Here is a 26,184-nt window from a genome sequence, read left to right on the forward strand (position 1 = left end):
GCCGACCGTCCGGACCGGATGGTTCACCCCGGCGGGGGCTGCCGTCAGTGGGTGCCGACGACGATCACGGCGAGGGTTCCGAGCACGATCACGACGTACAGGAACTGGCGAGCATGTTCGGTCACGGCGCGGTGCTCGGCTGGTACTCCCTGATGGCCTTCTCCAGGGAGCACACGATGCGGCCCAGGCCTCGGGCGTAGTTCCAGTTCGCACAGTCCCCCGGGTCCAGAGGGCCTGCCGTCACGAAGTACTCCCAGTCGGCCAGAGCACCCGCAGCCCGGGGCGAGCGCTGGGACATGGCGATCGTGGCAACGCGTTCGTGTAGCCGCTGCCCACAGGTGATGAGGTCATCCACGAGGCGAGCGACATCCTCGGCCGACGGGCGCGTGTGGTACGGCACGCGGGCCCGGTCGATGACCTCTGTGATCTGTTTCCTCTCGGACTCGCTCAGAGACTCCACAACGATGCTCCCTACCGTCTTCAATGGGTATCGGCCGGGTCCCCGGTGGCGGCGCTCAGCCCCGTCCAGCCGCTACGCTGAGCAGCTCGGTGACCACGGATATGAGCCTAGATTTCGGGGACATCCGCTTGAAGTGACCATGGGTCCCGGTTATTTGGCGGGACGCCTATGCGGAGGGAGCGTCATGGGCACCGACTCCACTTCCACCCTGACCACTGGTCAGGGCGGCCGGCGACGAAGTAGGGGCGGCCTGGTCTCCGGCCACGTCTTCCGGGTCAGCCGTGAGCAGCTTGGCCACACACAGGAAAGCCTCGCGGAGCGGTTCGCCGTCTCGGTCGATACCGTCGCCGGGTGGGAAACCGGGCGCCGCCCGCTGACTGCACTAGCTGTCGGCCAGGTGCTGGTACACAGGCACCGGCTGATGCGGATGGGTGCCAGCCCCACCCTGCTCGTGGCTCTGGACAGGGCCCTGGAAGCCGACGTCCTACTCGCCGGCGCGCTGGACGACGAGGTATCCCCACACGAGAGCCCCTTGGGGTCCTGGGTCATGCAGCGTGATCTCGTTGAGGTGCTTACATGGCCTTTGACCGGAGTGACGCCAGAACCCATGCGTAGCCTCCCACCCCCCACACACCTTCGTCGTGGCCCGGCAGCCGGCCGCCCCGCTTCTCTCCGGGGAAGAGCGCCGCAGGTTCTTCGGCCACATGCGGCGCATGGCAGAGGAGGCCCGAACTGGAGGACAGTTCCTTCTACGTAGGCAGGCCCTCTACCTGGCCGGATACGACGATGCTCCGGACACAGTGGACTGGCTGGCCCAGCAGCGTAGGACCGAGTGGCCGTCTGACTGGCTTACCCAGTGGCTGACGTCCCGCTCCGTCGCCACCGTGGCTGCGAGACAGGGTGATCGGGATCGCATGCAGCACTTCATCGCCACGACCTTGCAAGACGACGAGGCGGGAGAGGCAGCCAACCTGAGCTACTGGGCTTACTGGATCGGGGAATCGTCGCGCCCCGAGCTGTCGGACGACTTCATCGCCGTGACCGGTGCGATGACCTGGCACGGCCACCGGTTGTTCCAGCACCTCGTCAGGGGGCTTGGCCCGGAACATGGCTTCTTCGATCTCACCGTGCACACGTTGTGGGCACTGCTCGCGGCGCGCCCCGGCCTCCTCCACACCGGCTCGACGGCCGGGCGGGCGCTGCGGCTACAACTGCCTCTGCTGTTGGATGGCACCACGGCCTCGACGCTTGCGCGCCGAGAGCTGGAGGGCATCCGGTACGCGATCCGCCTCGCCGAGGCGTGAAGGAGAGACACAGTGGCTGACGACTTGTCCGCGGTAGCGCGCTTCTTCTACGAAGCGGGCACGCTCAAGAACGCGCGCCGCACGGGCTGGTGGATGGCCGGCATCACCCAGCCGGAGAGCGTCGCGGAGCACTCCTGGCGTACCTCGCTCATCGCGTCGATCATCGCGAAGCTGGAAGGTGCCGACCCCGCACGAGCAGCGTTCCTCGCCGTATGGCACGACACCCAGGAAAGCCGCACCGGGGACATGAACCACCTCGGCAAGAAGTACGCCACCAGTGCCGACCCGGCAGCGGTGACGGCGGACCAGATTGCCGGCATGCCCGAGGTCCTCGCGGCCGCGATCCGTGACCTGGTGGCGGAATACGAGGCGAATGACTCACCGGAGGCCATCTGCGCGCGCGACGCTGACAAGCTGGAATGCATGCTCCAGGGAATCGAGTACAAGGCCCAGGGTTACGAGAACGCGCAGCGATGGATCGACAACAGCAGGGCCCGGCTGACAACAGAAACCGGGCAGCGACTGGCGGACGAGCTGCTCGGCCAGGGGACGCTCGACTGGTTGCGGGCCGCGATCGGAGAGAAGGCCTGACCGCCGGGACATCGAAATCGCCCCCTCGCGGCCCGAAGGGCGAAAGGGGGCACGTCCTGGTTCTGCAGTCCCGCCTACGGTGGACGGTGCCGAAGCAGGATCCCGGCCCGCATGTCGCGCCGAAGACGAAGGAACTTGCCATGTAACGCACGAAAGGCGTACCCACCAGGCAGCGGGGGCGTACCGTGTCCGCTCTCGACGGAGGGAGCCGAGGTGGCTGAGCAAGGGCCCGACTGGACGCGTGGCTTGCTGGCTGTTGGCCTATTGCTACTGATCACCGGTTGGTTGGTCGCCTGGCCGCTGTCAGCGCTGGGCGCTCTGATGATCCTCTTCGTCGGCGCGTCCACGGCTGGACAGAGGCGGGCAAGCGGCCGGCCGCCGGAGACGCTGCTGCAGCCTGGCGACAGGCCGTGGAAGAGGGACAACTAGCTGCCGGGATCACCGGCCATCTGCGACCGACGTGGGTCCTCCGGCGGAGACGGCCGCCGAAGATCCCACACCCGGACTGTTGTTGCGTGCTACCCGGTCAGCGCCCGATCACCGGGTAGTGGTCGGAGAGGTCGGTGTACGTGTAGGAGGTGCCCCAACTGGAGACCGTCCAGGGCGCGGACTCCTGCTTCACCACCGTGTTCTCCCAGCCCGCCGGGCGGGCGTTGCCCTTGCGGTACAGGACGTAGTCGAGGTCCTCGCGCGGGTCGGTCGGGTAGCGGTACCGGGCGACGGAGTTGAGCGCCGTGTCGAAGGAGTACGGGTGCCCGGTGCGGGAGTCGGCGGGGGCCAGGTCGGCGTTGGCCAGCATCGAGGGGTATTCGGCGCTGTGCGAGTCGACGTTCATGTCGCCCGTGACGATGACCTCTTCGCCCGCCGGGATGTTCTTGGCGTCCAGGAAGGCGTCTATCGCGCGGAACTGGCGGCCGCGGATGTCCGCCGCCTCACCGGTGCCGCAGCCCGAGTCGGTGGACTGGGTGTGGGTGCCGACCACGTGCACCCTGGTGCCGTTCACGTCGAGGACGACGTAGGCGAAGCCCTTGTTGGACCACCAGTCCGAGCCGCAGGCGTCCTTGTAGACGACCTGCTCCTTGCGCACGATCGGCCACTTGCTGAGGATCGTGACCCCGCCGTCCTCCGGGGTGGTGGAGGAGTACGAGCCGCCGGTGGCGTCCCAACCGCTCTTGGAGCGGCCGACGACCGGCGTCTGGTACGGGTACTGCCCCGAGGCGCCGGACTTCAGCGCGTCCGAGGCGGTGTTGTCGAAGGCCTCCTGGAGCACCACCACGTCGTGCCCCTGGAAGAAGGACGCCCTGGGGATCTCCGCGGCCCGGTGCGCCTGGCCCCAGTTGGGGTAGAGGCTCGTGGACATCAGGAACGTGTTGTACGTCAGGACGCTCAGGCGCGGGGCGGGGGAGCTCTCCGCGGCCGTGGCGGCCGTGGCGGCCGGGGCGGTGGTGAGGGCCAGCGCGCCGGCGGCGACCGCCGCGACGGCGGTGGCGGCGGCGCGACCGTGGCGGTTCAGGGTGTGCGTCATGGGGGCTCCGTCATTCCTGCGGGGGAAGATCGACGCCGTCATCCAAGCAGCCGCGGTTACCTCTGGGTAACACCTGTGCAGAGACTTTCTGTCCGCAGCGCGACCGTATGGAACTCGCATACTTGAACCATGAGCGACACGGAGTCCGCCACTCGGACACCCACCCACCACCGCGACCCCGGGCCGCCCCCGGCCGGCGGTGTGCTGTGGACCATCGCCGGGGACGTCCGTGCGCTGCTGATGCTCCCCGCGGCCTTCACCATGCAGGTCGCCCACCCCGCGATCGGCGCCGGCGTCGACGAGCACTCCGTCTTCCGGACCGACCCCTGGGGGCGCGGCGAGCGCTCGCTGCGCTCCGTCCAGCTGTGGGTGTACGGGGGCGAGCGGGCCGCCGAGGAGGGGCGCCGGGTGCGCCGCCTGCACAAGGGGATCCAGGGCACCGACACCCGCGGGCGCCGCTACCACTCCCTCGACCCCGCCTGCTACTCCTGGGTCCACGCCACGGGCTTCCCGGTCTACCTGTACGCCGGCCGGTACCTGCTGCGCCGCTTCACCCCGGCCCAGGAGCGGCAGCTGTACCGGGAGTGGCTGCAGGTGGGCCGGATCCTGGGCATCCACGACCGGGACATGCCGCAGACCATCGAGGAGTACTGGGTCTACTACCGCCGGATGCTGGCCGAGGAGATCGAGCCCACCCCGGTCGCCCGTGAGCTCGTCGCCACCGACGTGCCCCTGCCCCGGCCCGAGGGCGGCCCGCTGCCGGTACGGCTGCTGCTGCGGCTCACCTGGCCGGTGCTGCGGGCCGCGTTCCTGCGGCTGCGGGCCTTCGTCACCGTCGGCTACATGCCGCCCGACGCACGGGCCGCCATCGGGCTGGAGTGGACCCCCGCGCAGGAGCGCAGGCTCCGGCGGTTCAGCGCGGTCGTACGGGTCCTCGTACCGCTGCTGCCCGAGCGGTTGCGCTACCTGCCCGTCGCCCGCGCGGCGCGGGCACGCGAACGCGCCGCCGCCCGCTGAGGGGCGACGGCGCGCGGGGCGCCGGCGGGGGCGCCGTCAGTGCTCGTGGACCGAGTTCGTCGCTGCGATCTTCTTCCAGGACTTCGGCTCCACCGGCTCGGCGGCGGGGGCCTTCGAGGACCGGGCGGCCGGCGATCCGGCCGGCGGGGCGAAGGCGGGCTTGCCCGGGGTGTAGAGCCAGGTGTCGAAGAGCTGGGCCAGCGGCTTGCCGGAGACCTTCTCCGCGTACCGCACGAAGTCCCCGACCTTGGCGTTGCCGTAGGCGTGCTCGGTCGGCCAGCCCTTGAGGATCGTGAAGAACTTCTCGTCGCCGATCTCGTTGCGCAGGGCCTGGAGGGCGATGGCGCCCCGGTCGTACACGGCGCCGTGGAACTGGTTGTCCGCGCCCGGGTCGCCCGGCTTGACCTGCCAGAACGGGTCGTCCGTCGGGTAGTTCCGGTACGTCCATTCGGCGAGCTCCTGCGCCGTGCCCTCGCCCTCCTTCTCCGACCACAGCCACTGGCTGTAGCGGGCGAACCCCTCGTTGATCCAGATGTCCTTCCAGTTGTCGACGGACACGCTGTCGCCGTACCACTGGTGGGCCAGCTCGTGGACGACCACCGACACGTTCGCGCCGTTGGCGAACTGGCGCGGGCTGTAGAACGGCCGGCTCTGGGTCTCCAGGGCGAAGCCGGACGGCACGTTCGGCACGTACCCGCCCAGGGCGTTGAAGGGGTAGGGGCCGAAGACGCCCTCCAGCCACTCCGCGACCTCGCCGGTCCGCTCCACGCTCGCGCGCGCCGCGCCCGCGTTGTCGCCCAGGTCCTTGCTGTACGCGTTGAGGATGGGCAGCCCGTTCGCGGTCTTGCCGGTGGTGATGTCGAACTTGCCGACGGCGAGGGTGGCGAGGTACGTGGCCTGCGGCTTGTTCGAGCGCCAGTTGTAGCGGGTCCAGCCGAGCTTCGAAGTCTGCGACTGGAGCACGCCGTTGCTGATCGCCTGGGTGCCGTCGGGGACGCTGACCGAGATGTCGAAGGTGGCCTTGTCGAGCGGGTGGTCGTTGCTCGGGAACCACCAGACGGCCGAATCGGGCTCCTGGGCCGCGACCCCGCCGTCCGGGGTGCGCTGCCAGGCCGACCAGCCGTCGATCTTGAACTCCGAGGGCTTGCCCGCGTACTTGACGACGACCGAGGCCTGCTTGCCCTTCTCCAGCGCCTGCGCCGGGGTCACTTCCAGCTCGTGGGCGCCGGAGGTCGCGAACTTCGCCTTCGCGCCGTTCACCCGGATCTCGCTGACCTTGAGTCCGAAGTCCAGGTCGAAGCGGGACAGATCCTGCGTGACGGTGGCCAGGAGGGTGGCGGTGCCCTCCAGGAGGTCCGTCTTCGGGTCGTACTTGAGGCGCAGGTCGTAGTGGGAGACGTCATATCCGCCGTTGCCGCTGGCCGGGTAATAGGAGTCGCCCACGCCCGGGGCGCCCGGGACGGAACCGGCCGCCGACGCCGGGATCACCAGCAGCAGGGAAGCGGCGAGCACGCTCGGGGCGATGACTTTGCGGTGCACGAATAGCTCCAAGGGGTAGGGGAGACAGTTCCGTTCGCGGATGCGTGTTCCGACCGTATTCACGCGCGACGCCTGCGTCATGTCCATGGCGCCTTCTGTCACATGATCGCCATTCGGCCGTCACGGGCCGGGGCGCAGCGCCGCGAACAGCCGCGGTCGCGCCCTCGGGTGGGCGAAGATCGGCCGGAAACGGCGGGTTCCCGCGGGAGGGGGCGGGATCGTGTCTGGTCCGCATACTAAGCAGTCGGTAATCTGCTCCGCATGACTCTTCCCCCGCGCGCCGCCCGCCACTGCTGGCACGCAGCGATCAACCCGCTGCACGCCACCATCTACTTCTCGCCCGACCTCGGCAAGGAGTTCGCCGCCCTCGGCGTCACGGACCGCGCCGCCGTGAACCTCGCCTCCCGCTCCGCCGCCATGGGGGCCGTCGGCGCCGGGGTGGTGACCGCCACGTTCTACAACTACCGCCACGACCTGATAGCCCGGCACCTGCCCGCGGTCTGGGAGACCGCCTCGCCCGAGCAGGCGCTCGCCGCCCGGCTGCGCGCCGCCGACAGCACGCTGCGCCGCCTCCTCGGCGACGAGACGATCGCCTCGCCCGAGGTCGCCGAAGCCGCCGGCCTCGCCATGCGGGCCACCGAGGCCTGCACCCGCCACGGCCGCACCCTCTACGCCGCCCACGCGGACCTGCCCGTGCCCGAGGAGCCGCACCTGCGGCTGTGGCACGCCACCACCCTGCTACGCGAGCACCGCGGCGACGGTCACCTCGCCGCCCTCCTCCTCGCGGAACTCGACCCGCTGGAGGCCCTGCTCAGCCACACCGCCACCGGCCGCGGCATGACCCCCGAGTGGATCAAGTCGATCCGCGGCTGGGAGCAGTCCGACCTCGACGCCGCCACCGACCGGCTGCGCGAGCGGGGCATCCTGGACGCGGCCGGCGACCTCACCGAGGAAGGCGCCGCCGTACGCGAGCAGCTGGAGGCGGACACCGACCGCCTCGACGCCGCTCCCTACGAGCACCTCGGCGCGGACGGCCTGGCCCGCCTCGCCGAACTCGGCGGCGCGCTCGTCGCGAAGGCCATCGGCGCCGGAGCCTTCCCGAAGGACCTCTTCGGCAGGGCCTGAGCCGGGTCTTTCGGGCGTCCGTCACCGCCACCTGCCACAATTGGCAGCCTTCCACGCATCCCATGCACACGTACGAAGGCAGGCAGGACCGCACCGTGACGATGTCCATCGAAGGCAGGATCGCCGAGGAGCTCGGCGTACGGGAGCGGCAGGTGAAGGCCGCCGTCGAGCTGCTCGACGGCGGCTCCACCGTGCCGTTCATCGCTCGCTACCGCAAGGAAGCGACCGAGATGCTCGACGACGCCCAGCTGCGCTCCCTGGAGGAGCGGCTGCGCTACCTGCGCGAGCTGGAGGACCGGCGGGCGGCGATCCTCGACTCCGTGCGCGAACAGGGCAAGCTCGACGCGGAGCTGGAGGCCCGGATCCTGGCGGCCGACACCAAGGCCCGGCTGGAGGACATCTACCTGCCGTTCAAGCCCAAGCGGCGCACCAAGGCGCAGATCGCCCGGGAGGCGGGCCTCGAAGCGCTCGCCGAGGGCCTGCTCGCCGACCCCTCGACGGACCCGTCCACCGCCGCGGCCGCGTTCGTGGACCCCGACAAGGGCGTCACCGACGCGGCGGCCGCCCTGGAGGGTGCCCGCGCCATCCTCACCGAGAAGTTCGCCGAGGACGCCGACCTGATCGGCGAGTTGCGCGAGCGGATGTGGACCCGCGGCCGGCTCGTCTCCAAGGTGCGCGAGGGCAAGGAGGAGGCGGGCGCCAAGTTCGCCGACTACTTCGACTTCGCCGAGCCCTTCACCGCGCTGCCCTCGCACCGCGTCCTCGCCATGCTCCGCGGCGAGAAGGAGGACGTGCTCGTCCTCGACCTGGAGCCGGAAGAGCCGGGCGAGACGCCCGGCCCGTCCACCTACGAGGGCATGATCGCCCGCCGCTTCGGGGTTGCGGCCCCCTCGGAGCACAGCCGGCCCGGCGACAAGTGGCTCGCCGACACCGTCCGCTGGGCCTGGCGCACGAAGATCCAGGTGCACCTCGGGATCGACCTGCGGACCCGGCTGCGCGCCGCCGCCGAGGACGAGGCCGTCCGCGTCTTCGCGGCCAACCTCCGCGACCTGCTCCTCGCCGCCCCGGCCGGCACCCGCGCCACCCTCGGCCTGGACCCGGGCTTCCGCACCGGAGTCAAGGTCGCCGTGGTCGACGCCACGGGCAAGGTCGTGGCCACCGATGTGATCTACCCGCACGTGCCCGCCAACAAGTGGGACGAGTCCCTGGCCAAGCTGGCCCGGCTGGCGGCGGAACACGCGGTCGAACTCGTCGCGATCGGCAACGGCACCGCCTCCCGCGAGACGGACAAGCTCGCCGGTGACCTCATCTCCCGCCATCCGGAGCTCGGACTGACCAAGGTGATGGTCTCGGAGGCGGGCGCCTCCGTGTACTCGGCCTCCGCCTTCGCGTCGCAGGAACTGCCGGGCATGGACGTCTCGTTGCGCGGCGCCGTCTCCATCGCCCGCCGCCTCCAGGACCCGCTCGCCGAACTGGTGAAGATCGACCCCAAGTCCATCGGGGTCGGCCAGTACCAGCACGACCTGTCCGAGGTGAAGCTCTCCCGCTCGCTGGACGCGGTCGTCGAGGACTGCGTGAACGGCGTCGGCGTCGACGTCAACACCGCTTCCGCACCGCTGCTTTCGCGGGTGTCGGGCATCAGCGGCGGGCTCGCCGAGAACATCGTGGCCCACCGCGACGCCAACGGCCCCTTCCGCAGCCGCAAGGGGCTCAAGGACGTCGCCCGGCTCGGCCCCAAGGCGTACGAGCAGTGCGCCGGCTTCCTGCGCATCCGCGGCGGTGACGACCCGCTGGACGCCTCCAGCGTGCACCCCGAGGCCTACCCGGTGGTGCGGGGCATGGCGAAGACCGTCGGCAGCGAGGTGGCGGCCCTGATCGGCAACGGCGGCGTGCTGCGCTCGCTGCGGCCGGAACAGTTCGTCACGGAGGCCTTCGGCCTGCCGACGGTCACCGACATCCTGCGCGAGCTGGAGAAGCCGGGCCGCGACCCGCGCCCCGCCTTCAAGACGGCCACCTTCAAGGAGGGCGTGGAGAAGATCGGCGACCTCGCCCCCGGCATGATCCTCGAAGGCGTGGTCACCAATGTGGCGGCCTTCGGCGCCTTCATCGACATCGGCGTCCACCAGGACGGCCTCGCGCACGTCTCGGCCCTGTCGAAGACCTTCGTCAAGGACCCGCGGGACGTGGTCAAGCCCGGCGACATCGTGCGCGTGAAGGTCCTGGAGGTGGACATCCCGCGCAAGCGGATCTCCCTGACCCTGCGGATCGACGACGAGGCGACGGGCGAGCGCGCGCCGGGCGCCCCGAGGCAGCGCGAGGAGCGGCGCGGCGGCGGCCGCCCGCCGCAGCAGCGTGGCCAGGGCGGCCAGGGTGGCGCGCGCGGCCAGGGCGGGCAAGGCGGTCAGCGTGGTCAGGGCGCCCAGGGCGGGCAGGGCCGGGCCGGGGCGCAGAACCGCAGCGGCGGCCAGGGCGGCGGCAACGCGCCGGCCCCCGCCAACAGCGCGATGGCCGACGCCCTGCGCCGGGCCGGCCTCACCGGCAAGGAGGAGCGCCGCAAGCGGTAGCGGCCCCCGCGCGCGAACACGTACGGGTTGGCCGAATAGGTTCCCCACCTGGGCTCACCGTCTTGCCAACTCCCGTACATGATCTGTAGGCATGGGTGGAACGCCCGTTCGTCCTGACGCGGACGGGCTTCCGCATTCCCCTCAGGGACCGCACTCCCGGGGCCGCCTCAAGGCACAGGATGTAACGCCCATGCCCACGCACGCCGCCTATCGACGCTGCCCGAGAAAGGGTCCGAAGAGGGAACACATGCCCTATCGGAATCTCAACCTGCGGAAACGGTGCGAGACGATTCTCGGCCATCTGGACCTGAGCCGCCCGTTCTCGCTCGAGAACCTCTGCACGGACATCGCCGAACAGCGCGGACGCCCCATCCGGCTGCACCCGCTGCCCAAGGAAGCCGCCGAATCCGGAGTCTGCGGGCTGTGGGTCGGCACGGCCGGCGTGGACTACGTCTTCTACGAGGCCCAGACCACTCCGCTGCACCGCGAGCACATCGTGCTCCACGAGATCGGCCACATCCTGTTCGGCCACCACTCGCTGGAGGGCGAGGAGACCGACGGCGAGGCCCCCGTGGTCCTCGGGCGCACCAACTACACCACCCGCCAGGAGCAGGAGGCGGAGATGCTCGCGAGCATGATCCGCACGCGGACCGCCGGCAACGGCCCCCCGTCGCGGACCGCGCCCCGCGGCGCCCTCGCCCGCCTGGAGTCCGCCATGGGGTACGGACGGGGCGTGCGCGATGGCAGCTGACCTGACGGCCTTCGGCGACTGGCTCGCCGTTCCCAGCGTGGTGGTCCTGTGGATCGCCGTCCTGCTGCGCGCACCGGGCGCCCTGCGCTCCCCGCAACAGCGCGGTCTGTGGCTCGCCGTCGCGACCGCCGCGGCCGCGATGACCCTGAACCTGCCCGACGTCGTCGCCTACGCCACGAGCCGGGACGCCGACTACGCGCACGCGATCGGATTGGTCCGCAACCTCATCGGCGTCCTGTCGGCCGGCGCCGTGGTCTACTTCGTGGCCGCCGCCACCCGGGGCCGCAGCCTTCAACTGGCCTCCTGGACCGGCACGGTGATCTGGCTGGGCACGCTGATCGCGCTCGACTTCCTCGCGCCCGGACACGGGACGCACACCATCCCGCCCGTCGGGGACCCGGTCCCCTCGCTCGCCTACTGGCTGGTGCTGATCTCGGCGCACCTCGTCGCCAACACCACCTGCGTGTACGTGTGCGCCCGCTACAGCCGCCGCACCGAAAGCCGCGGACTGGCCTTCGGGCTGCGGCTGTTCGGCCTCGGCACGGCCCTCGCCTGGGTGTTCTGGTTCGTGTACCTGCTCAAGGCTTTGTTCGGCAGCACCTGGGCCATGCCCGCCCTGCCCCTGATGATGAACCTGCACGGACTGCTTCGGGCCGCCGCCATCGTCGTCCCGACCCTCTTCACGCTGCGCCGCACGACGGCCGACATCGCCACCGCGTGGCGGCTGTGGCCGCTGTGGCGGGACCTGGTGCAGGCCGTACCGCACGTCGTCCTGTCGAAGCCGCGGGCGGGACGGGTCGCCGAGCTGATCTGGCCGCCACTGCCGCGCAACCTGCTGGTCTACCGCAAGGTCATCGAGACGCGTGACGCGATCTTGATCCTGGGGGAGTACGTGGCCCCGGGCCTCGCGGAGCTCGCGCGCAGCCACGTCGCCGGCAGCGGGGTGCCCGAGCAGCGGAGGTCCGCGGCCGCGCTGGCCTGCCTGCTCAAGGAGGCCCGGCAGGCGAAGCTGGCCGGGCTGCCCGGACAGCAGTCGGGGGAGGCCTCGGCCCTGGAGCTGCCCGCCGCCGTCCAGACCTCCGCGGAAGGCGGCGACCTGGACGAGGAGGCCCGCTTCCTGGTGCACGTCGCGCAGGCGTACGCGTCGCCCGCGACCACGTCCTTCACGCCGCAGCCGGCGTGAAGCCGCGCCGGCGGAACCCGGGACCCCACACCGTAGGAGTGACACGCACGTGACCACCGCCCTGATCACCGGCGCCAGTTCCGGCCTCGGCGCGGCCTTCGCGCGGGGCCTCGCCGCCAAGGGCTGCGACCTCGTCCTCGTCGCCCGGGACGAGGACCGGCTCACCGCCGTCGCCGAGGAGCTCCGCCGCACGTACGGGACGTCCTGCGAGGTGCTGCCCGCGGACCTGCTCGACCCCGCCGCATGCGAGAAGGTGGCCGAGCGGCTCGCCGACCGGGCCCGGCCCGTCGACGTGCTGGTCAACAACGCGGGCTTCGGCCTGCCCGCCCCCTTCCCGTACAGCCCCGTCGAAGACGAGGAGCGGATGCTCGACCTGCTGGTCAAGGTCCCGCTGCGGCTGACCCACGCGGCGCTGCCCGGTCTGCGCGAGCGCCGCCGCGGCGCGGTGATCAACGTCTCGTCGGTCGCGGGAGCCCTGCCGACCGGGACCTACGGGGCCGCCAAGGCCTGGATCACCGCGTTCAGCGAATCCCTGCGGATCGACATGGAGCCGTACGGGGTGCGCGTGCTCGCGGTGGTACCGGGCTTCACCCGCACCGAGTTCCAGGAGCGCGCCGGGATGGACGTCAGCGCCCTGCGCGACGCGGTGTGGCTGGAGCCCGGAGCGGTGGTGGCCAAGGCCCTCAGGGACCTGGCGAGGCGCCGCCCCGTCAGCATCACCAGCCGCCGCTACCAGGCGTACGTCCTCGCGGCCCGACACCTCCCGCGGGACTTCGTGGCGCGCCGGATGGCCCGCACCCGGCGGGCCCCGGACGGCCTCTAGGGGACGGCTGGGCCGTCTCTACCGGATCTTGCCGGACGGCGCGGGTCAGGCAAGATCCGGAAGGGACGGCTAGAGCTCGACGACCTTGCCGGCCGAGACCTCCAGGCGGCGGGTCACGTGCACCGCGTCGAGCATCCGGCGGTCGTGGGTGACCAGCAGCAAGGTGCCCTCGTACGCCTCCAGCGCCGACTCCAACTGCTCGATCGCCGGCAGGTCGAGGTGGTTGGTGGGCTCGTCCAGGACCAGCAGGTTGACCCCGCGGCCCTGGAGCAGCGCCAGGGCCGCGCGGGTGCGCTCACCGGGCGAGAGGGTGGCCGCCGGGCGCAGCACGTGGACCGCCTTGAGGCCGAACTTGGCCAGCAGCGTGCGGACTTCGGCGGGTTCGGTGTCCGGCACGGCGGCGCAGAACGCCTCCAGCAGCGGCTCGTCGCCGAGGAACAGCCCCCGCGCCTGGTCCACTTCACCGACCAGCACCCCTGAACCGAGGGTGGCCGCGCCGGAATCGGGGGCGAGACGGCCGAGCAGCACGGCCAGCAGGGTGGACTTGCCGGCCCCGTTGGCTCCCGTGATCGCGACTCGGTCCGCCCAGTCGATCTGCAGGCTGGCCGGGCCGAAGTGGAAGTCGCCCCGGCTGACGGCCGCTTCGCGAAGCGTGGCGACCACCGAACCCGATCGGGGGGCCGCCGCGATCTCCATGCGCAGCTCCCACTCCTTGCGGGGCTCGTCCACCACGTCCAGACGCTCGATCGCGCGCTGCGTCTGGCGGGCCTTGGCGGCCTGCTTCTCGCTCGCCTCGCTGCGGAACTTCTTGCCGATCTTGTCGTTGTCGGTGGCCTTGCGGCGGGCGTTCTTGACGCCCTTGTCCATCCAGCCGCGCTGCATCGCGGCCCGGCCTTCGAGTGCCGAGCGCTTGTCCGCGTACTCGTCGTACTCCTCGCGGGCGTGCGTACGGGCCCGCTCGCGCTCCTCCAGGTAGGCCTCGTAGCCACCGCCGTAGAGGTTGATCTGCTGCTGCGCCAGATCCAGTTCGAGGACCTTGGTGACGGTGCGCGCGAGGAACTCGCGGTCGTGGCTGATGACGACCGTGCCCGCGCGCAGCCCCTTCACGAACTGCTCCAGCCGCTCCAGACCGTCGAGGTCGAGGTCGTTGGTCGGCTCGTCGAGCAGGAACACGTCGTAGCGGGAGAGCAGGAGGGAGGCGAGACCGGCGCGGGCCGCCTGGCCGCCGGACAGGGCCGTCATCGGCAGGTCGAGGCCCACGGACAGACCGAGGTCGTCGGCGACCTCCTGGGCCCGCTCGTCGAGGTCCGCGCCGCCGAGGTTCAGCCAGCGGTCGAGGGCCTCCCCGTAGGCGTCGTCGGCGCCGGGGGTGCCGTCGACCAGGCCCTGGGTGGCCGCGTCGAGCTCCGCCTGCGCGGCCGCGACACCGGTGCGGCGGGCGAGGAACTCGCGGACCGACTCCCCGGGGCGGCGCTCGGGCTCCTGCGGCAGGTGCCCCACGGCGGCGCCGGGCGGGGAGAGCCGGAGCTCACCGGTCTCGGGGGCGTCCAGCCCGGCGAGTAGCCGCAGCAGGGTGGACTTCCCGGCGCCGTTGACGCCGACGAGGCCGATGACGTCGCCGGGCGCGACGACGAGGTCGAGGCCGGCGAAGAGCGTGCGCTCACCGTGCGCGGCGGTGAGGTTCTTGGCGACGAGGGTTGCAGTCATGGTCCGTCGATCCTATCCGCGCGGGCGCCACGGCCCGAGCGGTGGCCGGATAGGTGGGAAGTGCGGCATTGCGGCCATTCCCTCGGGGTCACAGGATGGAGGCATGTCGTCGCGAAACGTGCTCGTACTGCTCTACGACGGGGTGCAGAGCCTGGACGTGACCGGCCCGGTGGAGGTGTTCAGCGGGGTCGGCCGGTTCCCGGAACACGCCGGGTACCGGATCAGGACGGTGTCCCCCGGGGCCGCTCCCGTACGCACCTCCAGCGGGCTGACCCTGGTCCCGGACGGAGACCTGGAGAGCGCGCGGCCCGGGGCGGGGACCACCCTGCTGGTACCCGGGGGCCGGTACACGGGCGACTTCGACCCGGGGCTCACCGACTGGCTCCGCGCGCACGGGGGTGGCGCGGAGCGGGTGGTGTCCGTGTGCACGGGAGGACTGCTGCTGGCGGAAGCGGGGCTGCTGGACGGCCACCGGGCCACGACGCACTGGAACGCCTGCGCGCGGATGGCCCGGGACTACCCCGCCGTCACGGTCGAACCCGATCCCATCTACGTCCGCGACGGCCGGGTGGCCACATCGGCCGGGGTGACGGCCGGCATCGACCTCGCGCTGGCGCTGGTGGAGGAGGACGTCGGGCGGGACGTGGCGCTGCTGATCGCCCGGCACCTGGTGGTGTTCCTGCGCAGGCCCGGGAACCAGGCGCAGTTCAGCGCACAGCTGGCGGCGCAGACGGCGCGGCGGGAACCGCTGCGGGACGTGCAGCAGTGGATCAACGAACACCCGGGCGAGGACCTCGGGGTGGAGGCGCTCGCGGCGCGGGCCGCGCTGTCGCCGCGCCACTTCGCGCGGGCCTTCCAGGCGGAGACGGGGGTGACCCCGGGGCGGTACGTGGAGCGGGTACGGGTGGAGCACGCGCGGCGGCTGCTGGAGGATGGCGGCGGGGGCGTGGCCCAGATCGCCCGCGCATCCGGCTACCGCACCCCGGAGGCCCTCCGCCGCGCCTTCCTGCGCACCCTCGGCCAGCCGCCGTCCGAATACCGCCGCCGCTTCGGCCCGTGACGTCCGCGACCATCGCCGCCGGCCCGGGGCCGCCCCGAACCGCATCCCCCCGGCCGGGTCCGCCCCGAACCGCATCTCCCGGCCCGCCGTGAGCGTCGACGGCCGGCCACCGGCCGGGCCGCCACCGGCGGCCGCCGGGCCCCGCACACCACTACCGCTCCGGAGGAGCCATGCAGATCGCCGTACTGCTCTACGACCGCTTCACCGCGCTCGACGCCGTCGGGCCCTTCGACACCCTGGGGCGTCTGCCCGGCGCCGACGTCGTCTTCGTCGCCGAGCGGCCGGGGCCCGTGCGGGGGGACTCCGGGCAGCTGGCGCTCGTCGCCGACAAGGGGCTCGACGAGATCACCCGGCCCGACATCGTCATCGTGCCGGGCGGCCCGCACCCCGAGCTGGAGATGCAGAACCCCGCCGTCCTCGACTGGCTGCGGACCGTCGACGCCACCACGACCTGGACCACCTCGGTCTGCACCGGCTCCCTCCTGCTGGCCGCCGCCGGCCTGCTCGACGGGCGCCGGGCCACGGGCCACTGGATGTTCCTCGACCGGCTTTCCGAGTTCGGCGCCGAGCCCACCGGCGAGCGCGTGGTCTTCGACGGCAAGTACGTGACCGCCGCCGGGGTGTCGGCCGGCATCGACATGGGCCTCACCCTCCTCGGCCGCGTCGCGGGCGACGACGTCGCCCGAGCGGTGCAACTGATGACCGAGTACGACCCCCAGCCGCCCTACGACGCCGGGTCCCCCGAGAAGGCGCCGGCCGAACTCGTCGCGCGGCTGCGCGCGGTCAATCCGCTGGGGGGGTCCAGGTAAAGACGGGCGCCCGGCGCTCCAGGAACGCGGCGACACCCTCCGCGGTATCGCCGCTTCCCGCGGCCTGGGCGGCCCAGTACGCGTCCCGGTCCGTCCGGCCGTCCGCGAACTCCTTCGCCGCGGCCTGGGTCAGCTGCGAGCGGGCCGTCAGCGTCCGGGCGAACTCACCGACCCGCTTGTCGAGTTCCCCGGCGGGCAGCAGCTCGTTCAGGAACCCGGCGCGCAGGGCGTGCTCCGCCTCGATCAGCTCCGCCGAGTAGAGCAGGTACTTGGCGGTCGACGGGCCGACCAGCGCGGCCAGCCGCCGCGTCGACGGAGCCGGGTAGACGATGCCCAGCTTCGCCGGGGTCACCCCGAACTGCGCCCCTGCTTCCGCGAAGCGCAGGTCGCACGCGGCCGCCAGCTGGCTCCCGCCGCCCACGCAGAAACCCCGGATGGCGGCGATCGTCGGCTTGGGGAACGCGGCGAGGGCCTCTTCCGCCGTCACGGACAGCGCCTGGGGGTCGTCGTCGCCCCTCAGCGAGGTGATGTCGGCTCCCGCGCAGAAGGTCGGCCCGGCCCCCGTCAGCACGACCACCCGTACGGACGCGTCGTCCGCCAGCGCGGACAGCAGCCCGGGCAGCGCCCGCCACATGCCGGCCGTCATGGCGTTCCGCTTCGCCGGGTGCGAGATGACGACGGTGGCGACCCCGTCGGCCACCGTGTGAAGGAGGGCAGCGTCCATGTGCCGGATGCTATCCGGGTCGCCCGAACCTGTGATCCGCGGTGTCCGTCCGGGGGCGCTGAAAGGTGGCCGGCTTCATGGGCGCAGACCGGGGCGACCGGCGGGACGTGACCGGCCGGTCCGGCCGGAGCACCTGGCGCCGCGGCCGAAGGAAGGCCAGGTCGCCGCCCGGCCGGGCGAGGTGGACGGGGTGCGCGGGACAGCCGAGCAGGGCGTGCCCAGGGGTCAGGAACGGTCGTACAACTGACGCTGTCATACGCCAACGGTCAGAAAGTGCACGATTGACGCTGACTTCTGGTCAGCGATGCGGTCCGGACCTGCCTGTTGTCCACCCTTGAGCCGTGGAGACGATCGAGCGCGAAGACGGGGGCGTGAAGATGGACGACAGCGGGAGTGTCCCGCCGGCCAGGGGTGGTGAGCCGGTTGCCCCGGCGGACCCTCTCGCGTACGAGGGAGTGTGGAGGTTCACCGCTCCGGCGGTTGAAGAATCCGTTCCGCAGGCCCGCCGCGCGGTCCGGGACCTCCTCGGCCGGCAGGGGGTGCCCGCCCACCAGGACCTGGTCTACTCCCTGCTGCTGATCGTCTCCGAACTGGTGACGAATTCGGTCCGGCACGCCGCCCTGCTCTCCCCGGAGGTCGCCGTCGAGGTGGCGGTGGGCCGTGAATGGGTGCGGGTGGCCGTCGAGGACAACCACCCGTACCGCCCCAAGGCGCTGGAGGCCGACTTCGGCCAGACCGGGGGCCGGGGCCTGCTGCTCGTCCGGGAGATCACCCTCGAGGCCGGCGGGGTGTGTGACGTGGAGCACACCTCCACCGGCGGCAAGGTGATCTGGGCGGCCCTGCCGCTCACCGCTCCCGTCGCCGCACCCGTCCGTCCGTAGGGCGCGACGGCTACCAGCCCGCAGCCTCACCGGTCAGCTCGCGGATCGCGGGCCGGGCCGCGTCCAGCACTGTCATGAACCAGGCGGAGAACGGTGCCTCCGCGTGCCGCTTCGCCAGCTCGCCGGCGGTGACGAAAGCGGTGTCCCCGACCTCTTCCGGGTCCGGCCGCACCGCGGCCTGGGCCAATCCCACGAACAGGTGGTTGTACTCCTGCTCCACCAGCCCCGACGCCGGGTCCGGGTGGTTGTACCGCACCGTTCCCGCCTCCGCGAGCAGCGACGGCGACAGCCCCAGCTCCTCGTGGGTCCGCCGGGCGGCGGCCGCGAACGGAGACTCGCCGGGGTACGGGTGGCCGCAACAGGTGTTCGACCACACGCCGGGGGAGTGGTACTTTCCGAGGGCGCGCTGCTGGAGCAGCAGGCGGCCCCGCTCGTCGAAGAGGAACACGGAGAACGCCCGGTGCAGCTGACCGGGCGCCTGATGGGCGGAGAGCTTCTCCGCCGTGCCGATGGTGTTGCCGGACTCGTCGACCAGTTCGAGCATGATCGGGTCCCGGGTCCCGGTGCCGGCGGACGCGCTGTTCCCGGCGGTGGCTGGTGTGATCGGCATACCCATCCTTCGCTTCGGACTTCGGCTTTCAAGTCTGCCGTACAAAAGCGGCTTGTCCCCACTTCGCCGATCCGCGCATGTCTGCCCCCCGACGCGTGGTAGGCGGCGCGGGGCAACGGCCGGCCGCCGGGCACCCGGAAGACCCCCGGCCCGCCGGAGGCAGTGCTACGGACCGCCACCGCGGACCGGGACACGGACCGCCACCACGGACCGCCACCGCGGACCGGCCGGCGGAACACACGGGCGGTTTGTAGTCCCTCGGCGTGATCGTCGATGATGGCGGGGCCGGGGCCGCCGCCCGGGACATTCGGCTTGTGCGGGCGTAAACGGCTGGTGAACCCCGGCTTCCGTTCATCCGATAGCCTCTGCCGTCGTGCCGCCGCCCAGCGCGGCGGCCGTCCAGTGTTCGCTGCAAGGAGTGGGTTCGTCTGCCGACCGTCATCCTCACCGGCCTGCCGGTACCCGGATCACCGCTCGCCGACGAGCTGCGGTCGCTCGGCTTCGAGGTCCGCCCGGCCGGCGGACCCGCAGACACCGCGACCGCCCTGGCCGGCGTACCGGCCGACCAGCGGGTCGCCGTCGTCGACAGCGGCTTCGTCGGCCACCCGCACGCCCTGCGCCTCGCCCTCACCGACCCGCGCTTCGACGCCTGCGCCGTGACCGGCGCCTTCGCCGTCCAGCCGGGTGCCCGCGCCGCCCTCGACGCGGCCGCGGCCCTCGCACCCGAAGGCCCGGGCCCCTACGCGGACCGCCTCGCGGCCGCCGTCGAGGCCGCCGGGACCCCCGTCCAGCGCCCCGACCTCGGAACCCTCGTCGCCGCCGTCCCCGCCACCACGGCCGAACGCGACGCGGCCGCGGCCGCCGTCGCCGCCGTGGACGACGAAGCCGTACGCCTGCGCACCGCCGTCAAGTCCCGCGACGGGTTCTTCACCACCTTCTTCATCAGCCCGTACTCGCGCTACATCGCCCGCTGGTGCGCGCGCCGCGGCCTGACCCCGAACCAGGTCACCACCGCCTCGCTGATCACCGCCCTCATAGCGGCGGCCTGTGCCGCCACCGGCGAGCGCGGCGGCTACATCGCCGCCGGGGTGCTGCTCCTGGTCTCCTTCGTCCTGGACTGCACCGACGGGCAGCTCGCCCGCTACTCGCTCCAGTACTCGACGATGGGCGCCTGGCTCGACGCGACCTTCGACCGCGCGAAGGAGTACTCCTTCTACGCGGGCCTCGCGCTCGGCGCCGCCCGGCACGACGACGACGTCTGGGCCCTCGCGCTCGGCGCGATGATCCTCATGACCTGCCGGCACGTCGTGGACTTCGCCTTCAACGAGGCCAACCACGACGCCGCGGCGAACACGAGCCCGACGGCCGCGCTCTCGGACCGCCTCGACAGCGTCGGCTGGACGGTGTGGGTCCGGCGGATGATCATCCTCCCCATCGGTGAGCGCTGGGCGATGATCGCCGTACTGACCGCGGTGACCAGCCCCCGCATCGTCTTCTACGCCCTCCTCATCGGCTGCGGCTTCGGCGCCCTCTACACCACCGCCGGTCGCGTCCTGCGCTCGCTGACCCGCAAGGCCGAGAGGACCGACCGCGCCGCCCGGGCGCTGGCCGACCTGGCCGACTCGGGCCCGCTCGCCGAACTCGTGGCCCGGTCCGTCGGCCGGACGGCACCCGGCGCCGGCCTGGCCGCCGCCGTGGTCGGCACGGCCGCCCTGCTGTGGGCGGCCTGGTCCCAGCCGTTCGGCGCCTGGCAGACCGTCGCCGCCGCCGTCTTCTACGCGCTGTGTTCGGCAGTGGCCGTCGCGCGCCCCCTCAAGGGCGCCCTCGACTGGCTCGTCCCGCCCGTCTTCCGGGCCGCCGAGTACACGACCGTACTGATCCTCGCCGCCAAGGCGGACGTCCCCGGAGCCCTCCCGGCGGCATTCGGACTGGTCGCGGCGGTCGCCTACCATCACTACGACACGGTGTACCGCATCCGCGGTGGCACCGGCGCGCCCCCGCACTGGCTGGTGCGGACGACCGGCGGTCACGAAGGCCGGGTGCTCGTCACCGCCGTCCTGGCCGCCGCACTGGCGACGCGCGCCGCGGACTTCCCCGTCGCGCTCACGGCCTTGGCCGTGGCCGTGGCACTCGTGGTGCTCGTGGAGAGCATCCGCTTCTGGGTCTCCTCCGGGGCACCCGCCGTACATGACGAAGGAGAACCAGCATGATCGGCCTTGTACTCGCTGCCGGTGCCGGACGCCGCCTGCGTCCCTACACCGACACCCTGCCCAAGGCCCTCGTGCCCGTCGGCCCCGAAGGCGACGAGGAGAGCCTCACCGTCCTCGACCTCACCCTGGGCAACTTCGCCGAGGTCGGGCTGACCGAGGTGGCCATCGTCGTCGGCTACCGCAAGGAAGCCGTGTACGAGCGCCGTGAGGCGCTCGAGGCCAAGTACGGCGTCAAGATCACGCTGATCGACAACGACAAGGCCGAGGAGTGGAACAACGCCTACTCCCTGTGGTGCGCGCGTGACGTCCTCAAGCAGGGCGTGATCCTCGCCAACGGCGACACCGTCCACCCGGTCTCCGTCGAGCGGACCCTGCTGGACGCCCGCGGCAACGGCCAGAAGATCATCCTCGCCCTCGACACGGTCAAGAACCTGGCCGACGAGGAGATGAAGGTCATCACGGCCGACGGCGAAGGCGTCCGGAAGATCACCAAACTGATGGACCCGGCCGCTGCCACGGGCGAGTACATCGGTGTCACCCTGATCGAGCCCGAGGCCGCCGAGGCCCTGGCCGAGGCACTCAAGACCACCTTCGAGCGCGACCCCGACCTCTACTACGAGGACGGCTACCAGCAGCTCGTCAACGACGGTTTCACCATCGACGTGGCCCCGATCGGCGACGTCAAGTGGGTCGAGATCGACAACCACGACGACCTCGCCAAGGGCCGGACCATCGCATGCCAGTACTGACGCGGCTGATCCCCTCGCCTGTTGTCGTCGACATCAGCCGCGGGGCGATGGACGATCTGGCCGGCCTCCTGGCCGACCAGCGCATCTCCGCGTCCGGCAAGCTCGCCATCGCGATCAGCGGCGGCTCCGGCACGGCGCTGCGCGCCCGGCTGGAACCCGTCCTGCCGCACGCGGACTGGTACGCCGTCGGGGACGGCACCATCGATTCCGCGGTCAAGCTGGCCGACGACATGAAGGGCCGCCGCTACGACGCCGTGGTCGGCCTGGGCGGCGGCAAGATCATTGACGTGGCGAAGTACGCCGCCGCGCGGGTCGGGCTGCCCATGGTGTCCGTCGCCACCAACCTCTCCCACGACGGCATCTGCTCCCCGGTGTCCATCCTGGACAACGACAACGGCCGCGGCTCCTACGGAGTGCCCACCCCGATCGCGATGGTCATCGACCTCGACGTGATCAAGGAAGCGCCCGTGCGGTTCATCCGCGCCGGCATCGGCGACGCGCTCTCCAACATCTCGTCCATCGCCGACTGGGAGCTCTCGCACAAGATCACTGGGGAGCCCGTGGACGGCCTGGCGGCCGCCATGGCGCGCACCGCCGGCGAGGCCGTCCTGCGCCACCCCGGGGACTGCACCGACGACGAGTTCCTCACCGTTCTCTCCGAGGCCCTGGTCCTGACCGGCATCGCCATGTCGATCAGCGGCGACAGCCGCCCGGCGTCCGGCGCCTGCCACGAGATCAGCCACGCCTTCGACCTGCTCTACCCGGGCCGCTCCGCGCTCCACGGCGAGCAGGTCGGTATGGGCGCCGCCTTCGCGATGCACCTGCGGGGGGCCGAGGAGCAGTCCGGGCTCTTCGTCGAGGTACTGCGCCGCCACGGCCTGCCGACCGCCCCCGAGGAGATCGGGTTCAGCGCGGACGAGTTCGTCGCCGCCGTCGAGTACGCCCCCCAGACCCGTCCGGGACGTTTCACCATCCTGGAGCACCTCAACCTGTCCGCAGCCGAGATCAGGGACGCTTACGCCGACTATGCCAAGACCATCCGTAGCTGAACTCCGGCCCGTCGTACACCCTGCGGGCGTCAAGGACCGGCGCAGTGGCGAGCACTGGGGCGGCCGCCTGTACATGCGAGAGATCTCCCTGCGCATCACCCGCGTCCTGGTGGGCACCAAGGTCACGCCGAACCAGCTGACCTACGTGATGACCCTCGCCGGTGTCCTCGCCGCCCCGGCCCTGCTGGTGCCGGGCGTCTGGGGCGCCGTCCTCGGCGTGGTCGCCGTCCAGCTGTACCTGCTCCTCGACTGCGTCGACGGCGAGGTGGCCCGCTGGAAGGAGCAGTTCTCGCTCTCCGGGGTCTACCTGGACCGGGTCGGCGCCTACCTCTGCGACGCGGCGGTCCTGGTCGGCTTCGGTCTGCGCGCCAGCGACCTGTGGGGCAGCGGCCGGATCGACTGGCTGTGGGCCTTCCTCGGCACCCTCGCGGCGCTCGGCGCGATCCTGATCAAGGCCGAGACCGACCTGGTCGGCGTCGCCCGCCACCAGACCGGCAAGGCGCCCGTCGCGGAAGCCGCCGCCGAACCGCGCTCCTCCGGCATGGCGCTCGCCCGCCGGGCCGCCTCCGCGCTCAAGTTCCACCGGCTCGTCCTCGGCATCGAGGCCTCGCTGCTGATCCTGCTGCTGGCCGTGCTGGACCAGGTCCGCGGCGACCTGTACTTCTCCCGGCTCGGCGTCGCGGTACTGGCCGGCATCGCGCTGCTCCAGACGGTGCTGCACCTGGTGTCGATCCTGGCCTCCAGCAGGCTCAAGTGACGACGCCGATGCGGCTGGGAGCCGTGATCATCACCATGGGCAACCGCCCCGACGAGCTGAAGGCGCTCCTCGACTCGGTGGCCCGCCAGGAAGGCGACCCCGTCGAGGTCGTCGTCGTGGGCCAGGGCGTCGAGGTCACCGGCCTGCCGGAAGGCGTGCGCACCGTGGCGCTGCCCGAGAACCTCGGCATCCCCGGCGGCCGCAACGTCGGCATCGAGGCCTTCCGCTCCGCCGGCCGCGACGGCTTCGACGTGGACGCGCTGCTCTTCCTGGACGACGACGGGCTGCTGGAGCGGACCGACACCGCCGAGCTGTGCCGGCAGGCCTTCGCCGAGGACCCCCGGCTCGGGATCGTCAGCTTCCGGATCGCCGACCCGGACACGGGCGAGACGCAGCGCCGTCACGTACCGCGGCTGCGGGCCTCCGACCCGCTGCGCTCGTCCCGCGTGACGACCTTCCTGGGCGGCGCCAACGCCGTCCGCACCGAGGTCTTCAAGCAGGTCGGCGTCCTGCCGGGGGAGTTCTTCTACGCCCACGAGGAGACCGACCTGGCCTGGCGGGCGCTCGACGCCGGGTGGCTGATCGACTACCGCGCGGACATGGTGCTGCTGCACCCGACGACGGCCCCCTCCCGGCACGCCGTCTACCACCGTATGGTGGCCCGTAACCGCGTGTGGCTCGCCCGCCGCAACCTGCCCGCCCCCCTGGTGCCGGTCTACCTGGGCGTCTGGATGGCCCTGACCCTCGTCCGCAGGCCTTCCGCACCGGCGCTCAAAGCCTGGTTCGGCGGGTTCAAGGAGGGCTGGACCGTACCCTGCGGTCCTCGTCGCCCCATGAAGTGGCGTACGGTCTGGCGGTTGACCCGGCTGGGCCGACCACCTGTCATCTGACAAGCTCGGGTCTGGGAGCATGGGCCCGATCACCGGGCCCGCGCCCCAGGGTCCGATGCCCCCTTCTGCCGCATCTTGAAGACGGAAAGTTTCAACTTGTGAGTGACACAACCCACGACGGCGCCCTCGCCACGAGCAAGCCGCCGTCCGAAGACGCGGGGCTCACCCCCGCCGAGCTCGCCAGGAAGTACGGCCTGTCCGTCAGCGGCGCCCGGCCCAGCCTGGGCGGGTACGTGCGCGAGCTCTGGGGGCGGCGCCACTTCATCATGGCTTTCTCCCGGGCGAAGCTCGTCGCGCAGTACAGCGAGGCGAAGCTCGGCCAGATCTGGCAGGTGGCGACCCCCCTGCTGAACGCCCTGGTCTACTACCTGATCTTCGGCCTGATCCTGAACGCGGGACGCGGCATGCCGAAGGGGGCCTACATCCCCTTCCTGGTGATCGGCATCTTCGTCTTCTCCTTCACCCAGAGCTCGCTGATGGCGGGCGTCAGGGCGATCCCGGGCAACCTCGGCCTGGTCCGCGCGCTGCACTTCCCGCGCGCCTCGCTGCCGATCTCCTTCTCGCTCCAGCAGCTCGGACAGCTGCTGTACTCGATGATCGTGGTGCTCGTCATCGTCATCGCCTTCGGGAACTACCCGCGGCCGTCCTGGCTGCTGGTCATCCCGACGCTGGCGCTGCAGTTCGTCTTCAACACCGGCCTGGCGCTGATCTTCGGGCGGATGGGATCCAAGACCCCCGACCTCGCTCAGCTCATGCCGTTCATCACCCGCACGTGGATGTACGCCTCGGGCGTCATGTTCTCGATCGGCGAGATGCTCAAGGGCCGGCCGCACTGGATCGCGGACGTGCTCCAGTGGAACCCCGCGGCGATCTACATGGACCTGATCCGTTTCGCGCTCATCGACAGCTACGGACCGCACCACCTGCCGCCGCACGTCTGGGCCTTCGCGGTGGGCTGGGCCGTCGTCATCGGCGCCGGCGGTTTCGTGTACTTCTGGAAGGCTGAGGAGCGTTACGGCCGTGGCTGAGAACAACAGGGGTCGCGTCCCCACCGTCATCGCCGACGACGTCCACATCGTCTACCGCGTCAACACCGGCAGCGCCGGCAAGGGCAGTGCCACCGCGGCGCTCAGCAAGATCATGCGCCGCGGCAAGGGCGACTCCCCGGGCGTGCGCAAGGTGCACGCCGTGCGCGGCGTCTCCTTCACCGCCTACCGGGGCGAGGCCATCGGCCTCATCGGCTCCAACGGTTCGGGCAAGTCGACGCTGCTGCGCGCCATCGCGGGTCTGCTGCCCTGCGAGTCCGGCCGCGTCTACACCGACGGCCAGCCCTCGCTGCTGGGCGTCAACGCGGCGCTGATGAACGACCTGACCGGCGAGCGCAACGTCGTCCTCGGCGGACTGGCGATGGGCATGACGCGCGAGCAGATCCAGGAGCGCTACGACGACATCGTCGACTTCTCGGGCATCAACGAGAAGGGCGACTTCATCTCCCTGCCGATGCGCACCTACTCCTCCGGTATGGCCGCGCGCCTGCGTTTCTCCATCGCCGCCGCCAAGGACCACGACGTCCTGATGATCGACGAGGCGTTGGCGACCGGTGACCGGAAGTTCCAGGTCCGTTCCGAGGCCCGGATCCGCGAGCTGCGCGAGAAGGCCGGCACCGTCTTCCTGGTGAGCCACAACAACAAGTCCATCCGCGATACCTGTGACCGGGTGCTGTGGCTGGAGAAGGGCGAACTCCTGATGGACGGGCCCACCGAGGAAGTCGTCTCGGCCTACGAGAAGGCCACCAGCCACTGACGGCGCACTCCGCGTGACGACCGCTGGCCCCTGCCGCTCCGTGCGGTGGGGGC

Annotated in this window: 23 protein-coding genes and 1 pseudogene; 18 read left to right on the forward strand and 6 right to left on the reverse strand. The window is 71.6% G+C overall.

Going from position 1 to position 26,184, the window contains the following annotated elements; translation table 11 throughout:
* Nucleotides 1–121 precede the first annotated feature (121 nt).
* Entirely contained in the window at nt 122–460 is a 339-nt protein-coding gene (locus tag OHA81_RS26135; protein ID WP_329199774.1) for a hypothetical protein, read from the reverse strand.
* 184 nt (nt 461–644) lie between these two features.
* Here OHA81_RS26135 and OHA81_RS34645 point away from each other — a divergent pair.
* Together OHA81_RS34645 and OHA81_RS26145 are read left to right on the forward strand one after the other, a co-directional pair.
* Nucleotides 645–1,764 (forward strand): annotated as a pseudogene (locus OHA81_RS34645) (helix-turn-helix domain-containing protein).
* A gap of 12 nt (nt 1,765–1,776) precedes the next feature.
* Nucleotides 1,777–2,355, forward strand: a complete 579-nt coding sequence (locus OHA81_RS26145) for an HD domain-containing protein (protein ID WP_329199778.1) — start codon at nt 1,777–1,779, stop codon at nt 2,353–2,355.
* A 526-nt stretch (nt 2,356–2,881) separates the two neighbouring features.
* Here the strand turns inward: OHA81_RS26145 and sph are convergent.
* Nucleotides 2,882–3,880: a sphingomyelin phosphodiesterase gene (gene sph, locus OHA81_RS26150; protein ID WP_329199780.1), complete on the reverse strand. Its 999-nt coding sequence runs from the start codon at nt 3,878–3,880 to the stop codon at nt 2,882–2,884.
* A gap of 129 nt (nt 3,881–4,009) precedes the next feature.
* On the opposite strand from sph, the gene OHA81_RS26155 reads away from it, so the two are divergent.
* On the forward strand, nt 4,010–4,897 hold the full coding sequence (locus OHA81_RS26155; RefSeq protein WP_329199782.1) for an oxygenase MpaB family protein: 888 nt from the start codon (nt 4,010–4,012) through the stop codon (nt 4,895–4,897).
* Nucleotides 4,898–4,933: 36 nt separating this feature from the next.
* Here OHA81_RS26155 and OHA81_RS26160 read toward each other — a convergent pair whose 3' ends face one another.
* Entirely contained in the window at nt 4,934–6,436 is a 1,503-nt protein-coding gene (locus OHA81_RS26160) for a M1 family metallopeptidase (protein ID WP_329199784.1), read from the reverse strand.
* A gap of 261 nt (nt 6,437–6,697) precedes the next feature.
* Between OHA81_RS26160 and OHA81_RS26165 the strand changes: the two genes are divergently transcribed.
* The 5 genes from OHA81_RS26165 (at nt 6,698) to OHA81_RS26185 (ending at nt 12,882) form a co-directional block, all read left to right on the forward strand.
* Nucleotides 6,698–7,561 carry an SCO6745 family protein gene (locus tag OHA81_RS26165; protein ID WP_329199786.1) on the forward strand — a complete coding sequence of 288 codons (864 nt, stop codon included), beginning with the start codon at nt 6,698–6,700 and terminating at the stop codon, nt 7,559–7,561.
* A gap of 95 nt (nt 7,562–7,656) precedes the next feature.
* Entirely contained in the window at nt 7,657–10,125 is a 2,469-nt protein-coding gene (locus OHA81_RS26170; protein ID WP_329202558.1) for a Tex family protein, read from the forward strand.
* 247 nt (nt 10,126–10,372) lie between these two features.
* On the forward strand, nt 10,373–10,876 hold the full coding sequence (locus OHA81_RS26175; protein ID WP_329199790.1) for a hypothetical protein: 504 nt from the start codon (nt 10,373–10,375) through the stop codon (nt 10,874–10,876).
* Nucleotides 10,866–12,059, forward strand: coding sequence for an MAB_1171c family putative transporter (locus tag OHA81_RS26180; RefSeq protein WP_329199792.1), 1,194 nt, complete (start codon nt 10,866–10,868; stop codon nt 12,057–12,059). Before OHA81_RS26175 ends, OHA81_RS26180 begins: the two co-directional genes overlap by 11 nt.
* A 49-nt stretch (nt 12,060–12,108) precedes the next feature.
* On the forward strand, nt 12,109–12,882 hold the full coding sequence (locus OHA81_RS26185) for an SDR family NAD(P)-dependent oxidoreductase (RefSeq protein WP_329199794.1): 774 nt from the start codon (nt 12,109–12,111) through the stop codon (nt 12,880–12,882).
* A 69-nt stretch (nt 12,883–12,951) separates the two neighbouring features.
* Here the strand turns inward: OHA81_RS26185 and OHA81_RS26190 are convergent, their stop codons facing one another.
* Nucleotides 12,952–14,589 (reverse strand): ABC-F family ATP-binding cassette domain-containing protein, encoded by a 1,638-nt coding sequence (locus tag OHA81_RS26190; RefSeq protein ID WP_329199795.1) that lies wholly within the window; start codon nt 14,587–14,589, stop codon nt 12,952–12,954.
* A gap of 103 nt (nt 14,590–14,692) precedes the next feature.
* Here OHA81_RS26190 and OHA81_RS26195 point away from each other — a divergent pair, with 103 nt between their 5' ends.
* Together OHA81_RS26195 and OHA81_RS26200 are read left to right on the forward strand one after the other, a co-directional pair.
* Nucleotides 14,693–15,649, forward strand: a complete 957-nt coding sequence (locus OHA81_RS26195) for a GlxA family transcriptional regulator (RefSeq protein WP_329199797.1) — start codon at nt 14,693–14,695, stop codon at nt 15,647–15,649.
* A 170-nt stretch (nt 15,650–15,819) separates the two neighbouring features.
* Entirely contained in the window at nt 15,820–16,458 is a 639-nt protein-coding gene (locus OHA81_RS26200) for a DJ-1/PfpI family protein (protein ID WP_329199799.1), read from the forward strand.
* On the opposite strand, the gene OHA81_RS26205 is transcribed toward OHA81_RS26200, so the two are convergent.
* Nucleotides 16,433–17,182 (reverse strand): enoyl-CoA hydratase/isomerase family protein, encoded by a 750-nt coding sequence (locus OHA81_RS26205; protein ID WP_329199801.1) that lies wholly within the window; start codon nt 17,180–17,182, stop codon nt 16,433–16,435. The genes OHA81_RS26200 and OHA81_RS26205 overlap by 26 nt on opposite strands.
* A gap of 377 nt (nt 17,183–17,559) precedes the next feature.
* On the opposite strand from OHA81_RS26205, the gene OHA81_RS26210 reads away from it, so the two are divergent.
* Nucleotides 17,560–18,063, forward strand: coding sequence for an ATP-binding protein (locus OHA81_RS26210; RefSeq protein WP_329202560.1), 504 nt, complete (start codon nt 17,560–17,562; stop codon nt 18,061–18,063).
* Nucleotides 18,064–18,073: 10 nt separating this feature from the next.
* Here the strand turns inward: OHA81_RS26210 and idi are convergent, their stop codons facing one another.
* Nucleotides 18,074–18,673 carry an isopentenyl-diphosphate Delta-isomerase gene (gene idi / locus OHA81_RS26215; RefSeq protein ID WP_329199803.1) on the reverse strand — a complete coding sequence of 200 codons (600 nt, stop codon included), beginning with the start codon at nt 18,671–18,673 and terminating at the stop codon, nt 18,074–18,076.
* Nucleotides 18,674–19,101: 428 nt separating this feature from the next.
* Between idi and OHA81_RS26225 the strand changes: the two genes are divergently transcribed.
* From OHA81_RS26225 to OHA81_RS26255, 7 genes are all read left to right on the forward strand, one after another.
* On the forward strand, nt 19,102–20,883 hold the full coding sequence (locus OHA81_RS26225; RefSeq protein ID WP_443056796.1) for a DUF5941 domain-containing protein: 1,782 nt from the start codon (nt 19,102–19,104) through the stop codon (nt 20,881–20,883).
* Nucleotides 20,880–21,632 carry a phosphocholine cytidylyltransferase family protein gene (locus OHA81_RS26230; protein ID WP_329199808.1) on the forward strand — a complete coding sequence of 251 codons (753 nt, stop codon included), beginning with the start codon at nt 20,880–20,882 and terminating at the stop codon, nt 21,630–21,632. Before OHA81_RS26225 ends, OHA81_RS26230 begins: the two co-directional genes overlap by 4 nt.
* On the forward strand, nt 21,620–22,681 hold the full coding sequence (locus OHA81_RS26235) for an iron-containing alcohol dehydrogenase family protein (RefSeq protein ID WP_329199810.1): 1,062 nt from the start codon (nt 21,620–21,622) through the stop codon (nt 22,679–22,681). The genes OHA81_RS26230 and OHA81_RS26235 overlap by 13 nt, the downstream gene beginning before the upstream one ends.
* Nucleotides 22,659–23,438 carry a CDP-alcohol phosphatidyltransferase family protein gene (locus OHA81_RS26240; protein ID WP_329199812.1) on the forward strand — a complete coding sequence of 260 codons (780 nt, stop codon included), beginning with the start codon at nt 22,659–22,661 and terminating at the stop codon, nt 23,436–23,438. Before OHA81_RS26235 ends, OHA81_RS26240 begins: the two co-directional genes overlap by 23 nt.
* An 8-nt stretch (nt 23,439–23,446) precedes the next feature.
* Nucleotides 23,447–24,328 carry a glycosyltransferase family 2 protein gene (locus OHA81_RS26245; RefSeq protein ID WP_443056797.1) on the forward strand — a complete coding sequence of 294 codons (882 nt, stop codon included), beginning with the start codon at nt 23,447–23,449 and terminating at the stop codon, nt 24,326–24,328.
* Between the two features lie 98 nt (nt 24,329–24,426).
* Nucleotides 24,427–25,356 carry an ABC transporter permease gene (locus tag OHA81_RS26250; RefSeq protein ID WP_329199816.1) on the forward strand — a complete coding sequence of 310 codons (930 nt, stop codon included), beginning with the start codon at nt 24,427–24,429 and terminating at the stop codon, nt 25,354–25,356.
* Entirely contained in the window at nt 25,349–26,131 is a 783-nt protein-coding gene (locus OHA81_RS26255) for an ABC transporter ATP-binding protein (protein ID WP_329199818.1), read from the forward strand. The genes OHA81_RS26250 and OHA81_RS26255 overlap by 8 nt, the downstream gene beginning before the upstream one ends.
* The last annotated feature ends 53 nt before the right edge of the window (nt 26,132–26,184 follow it).

The sequence above is a fragment of the Streptomyces sp. NBC_00667 genome (genome assembly GCF_036226825.1).
Classification (GTDB): Bacteria; Actinomycetota; Actinomycetes; order Streptomycetales; family Streptomycetaceae; genus Streptomyces.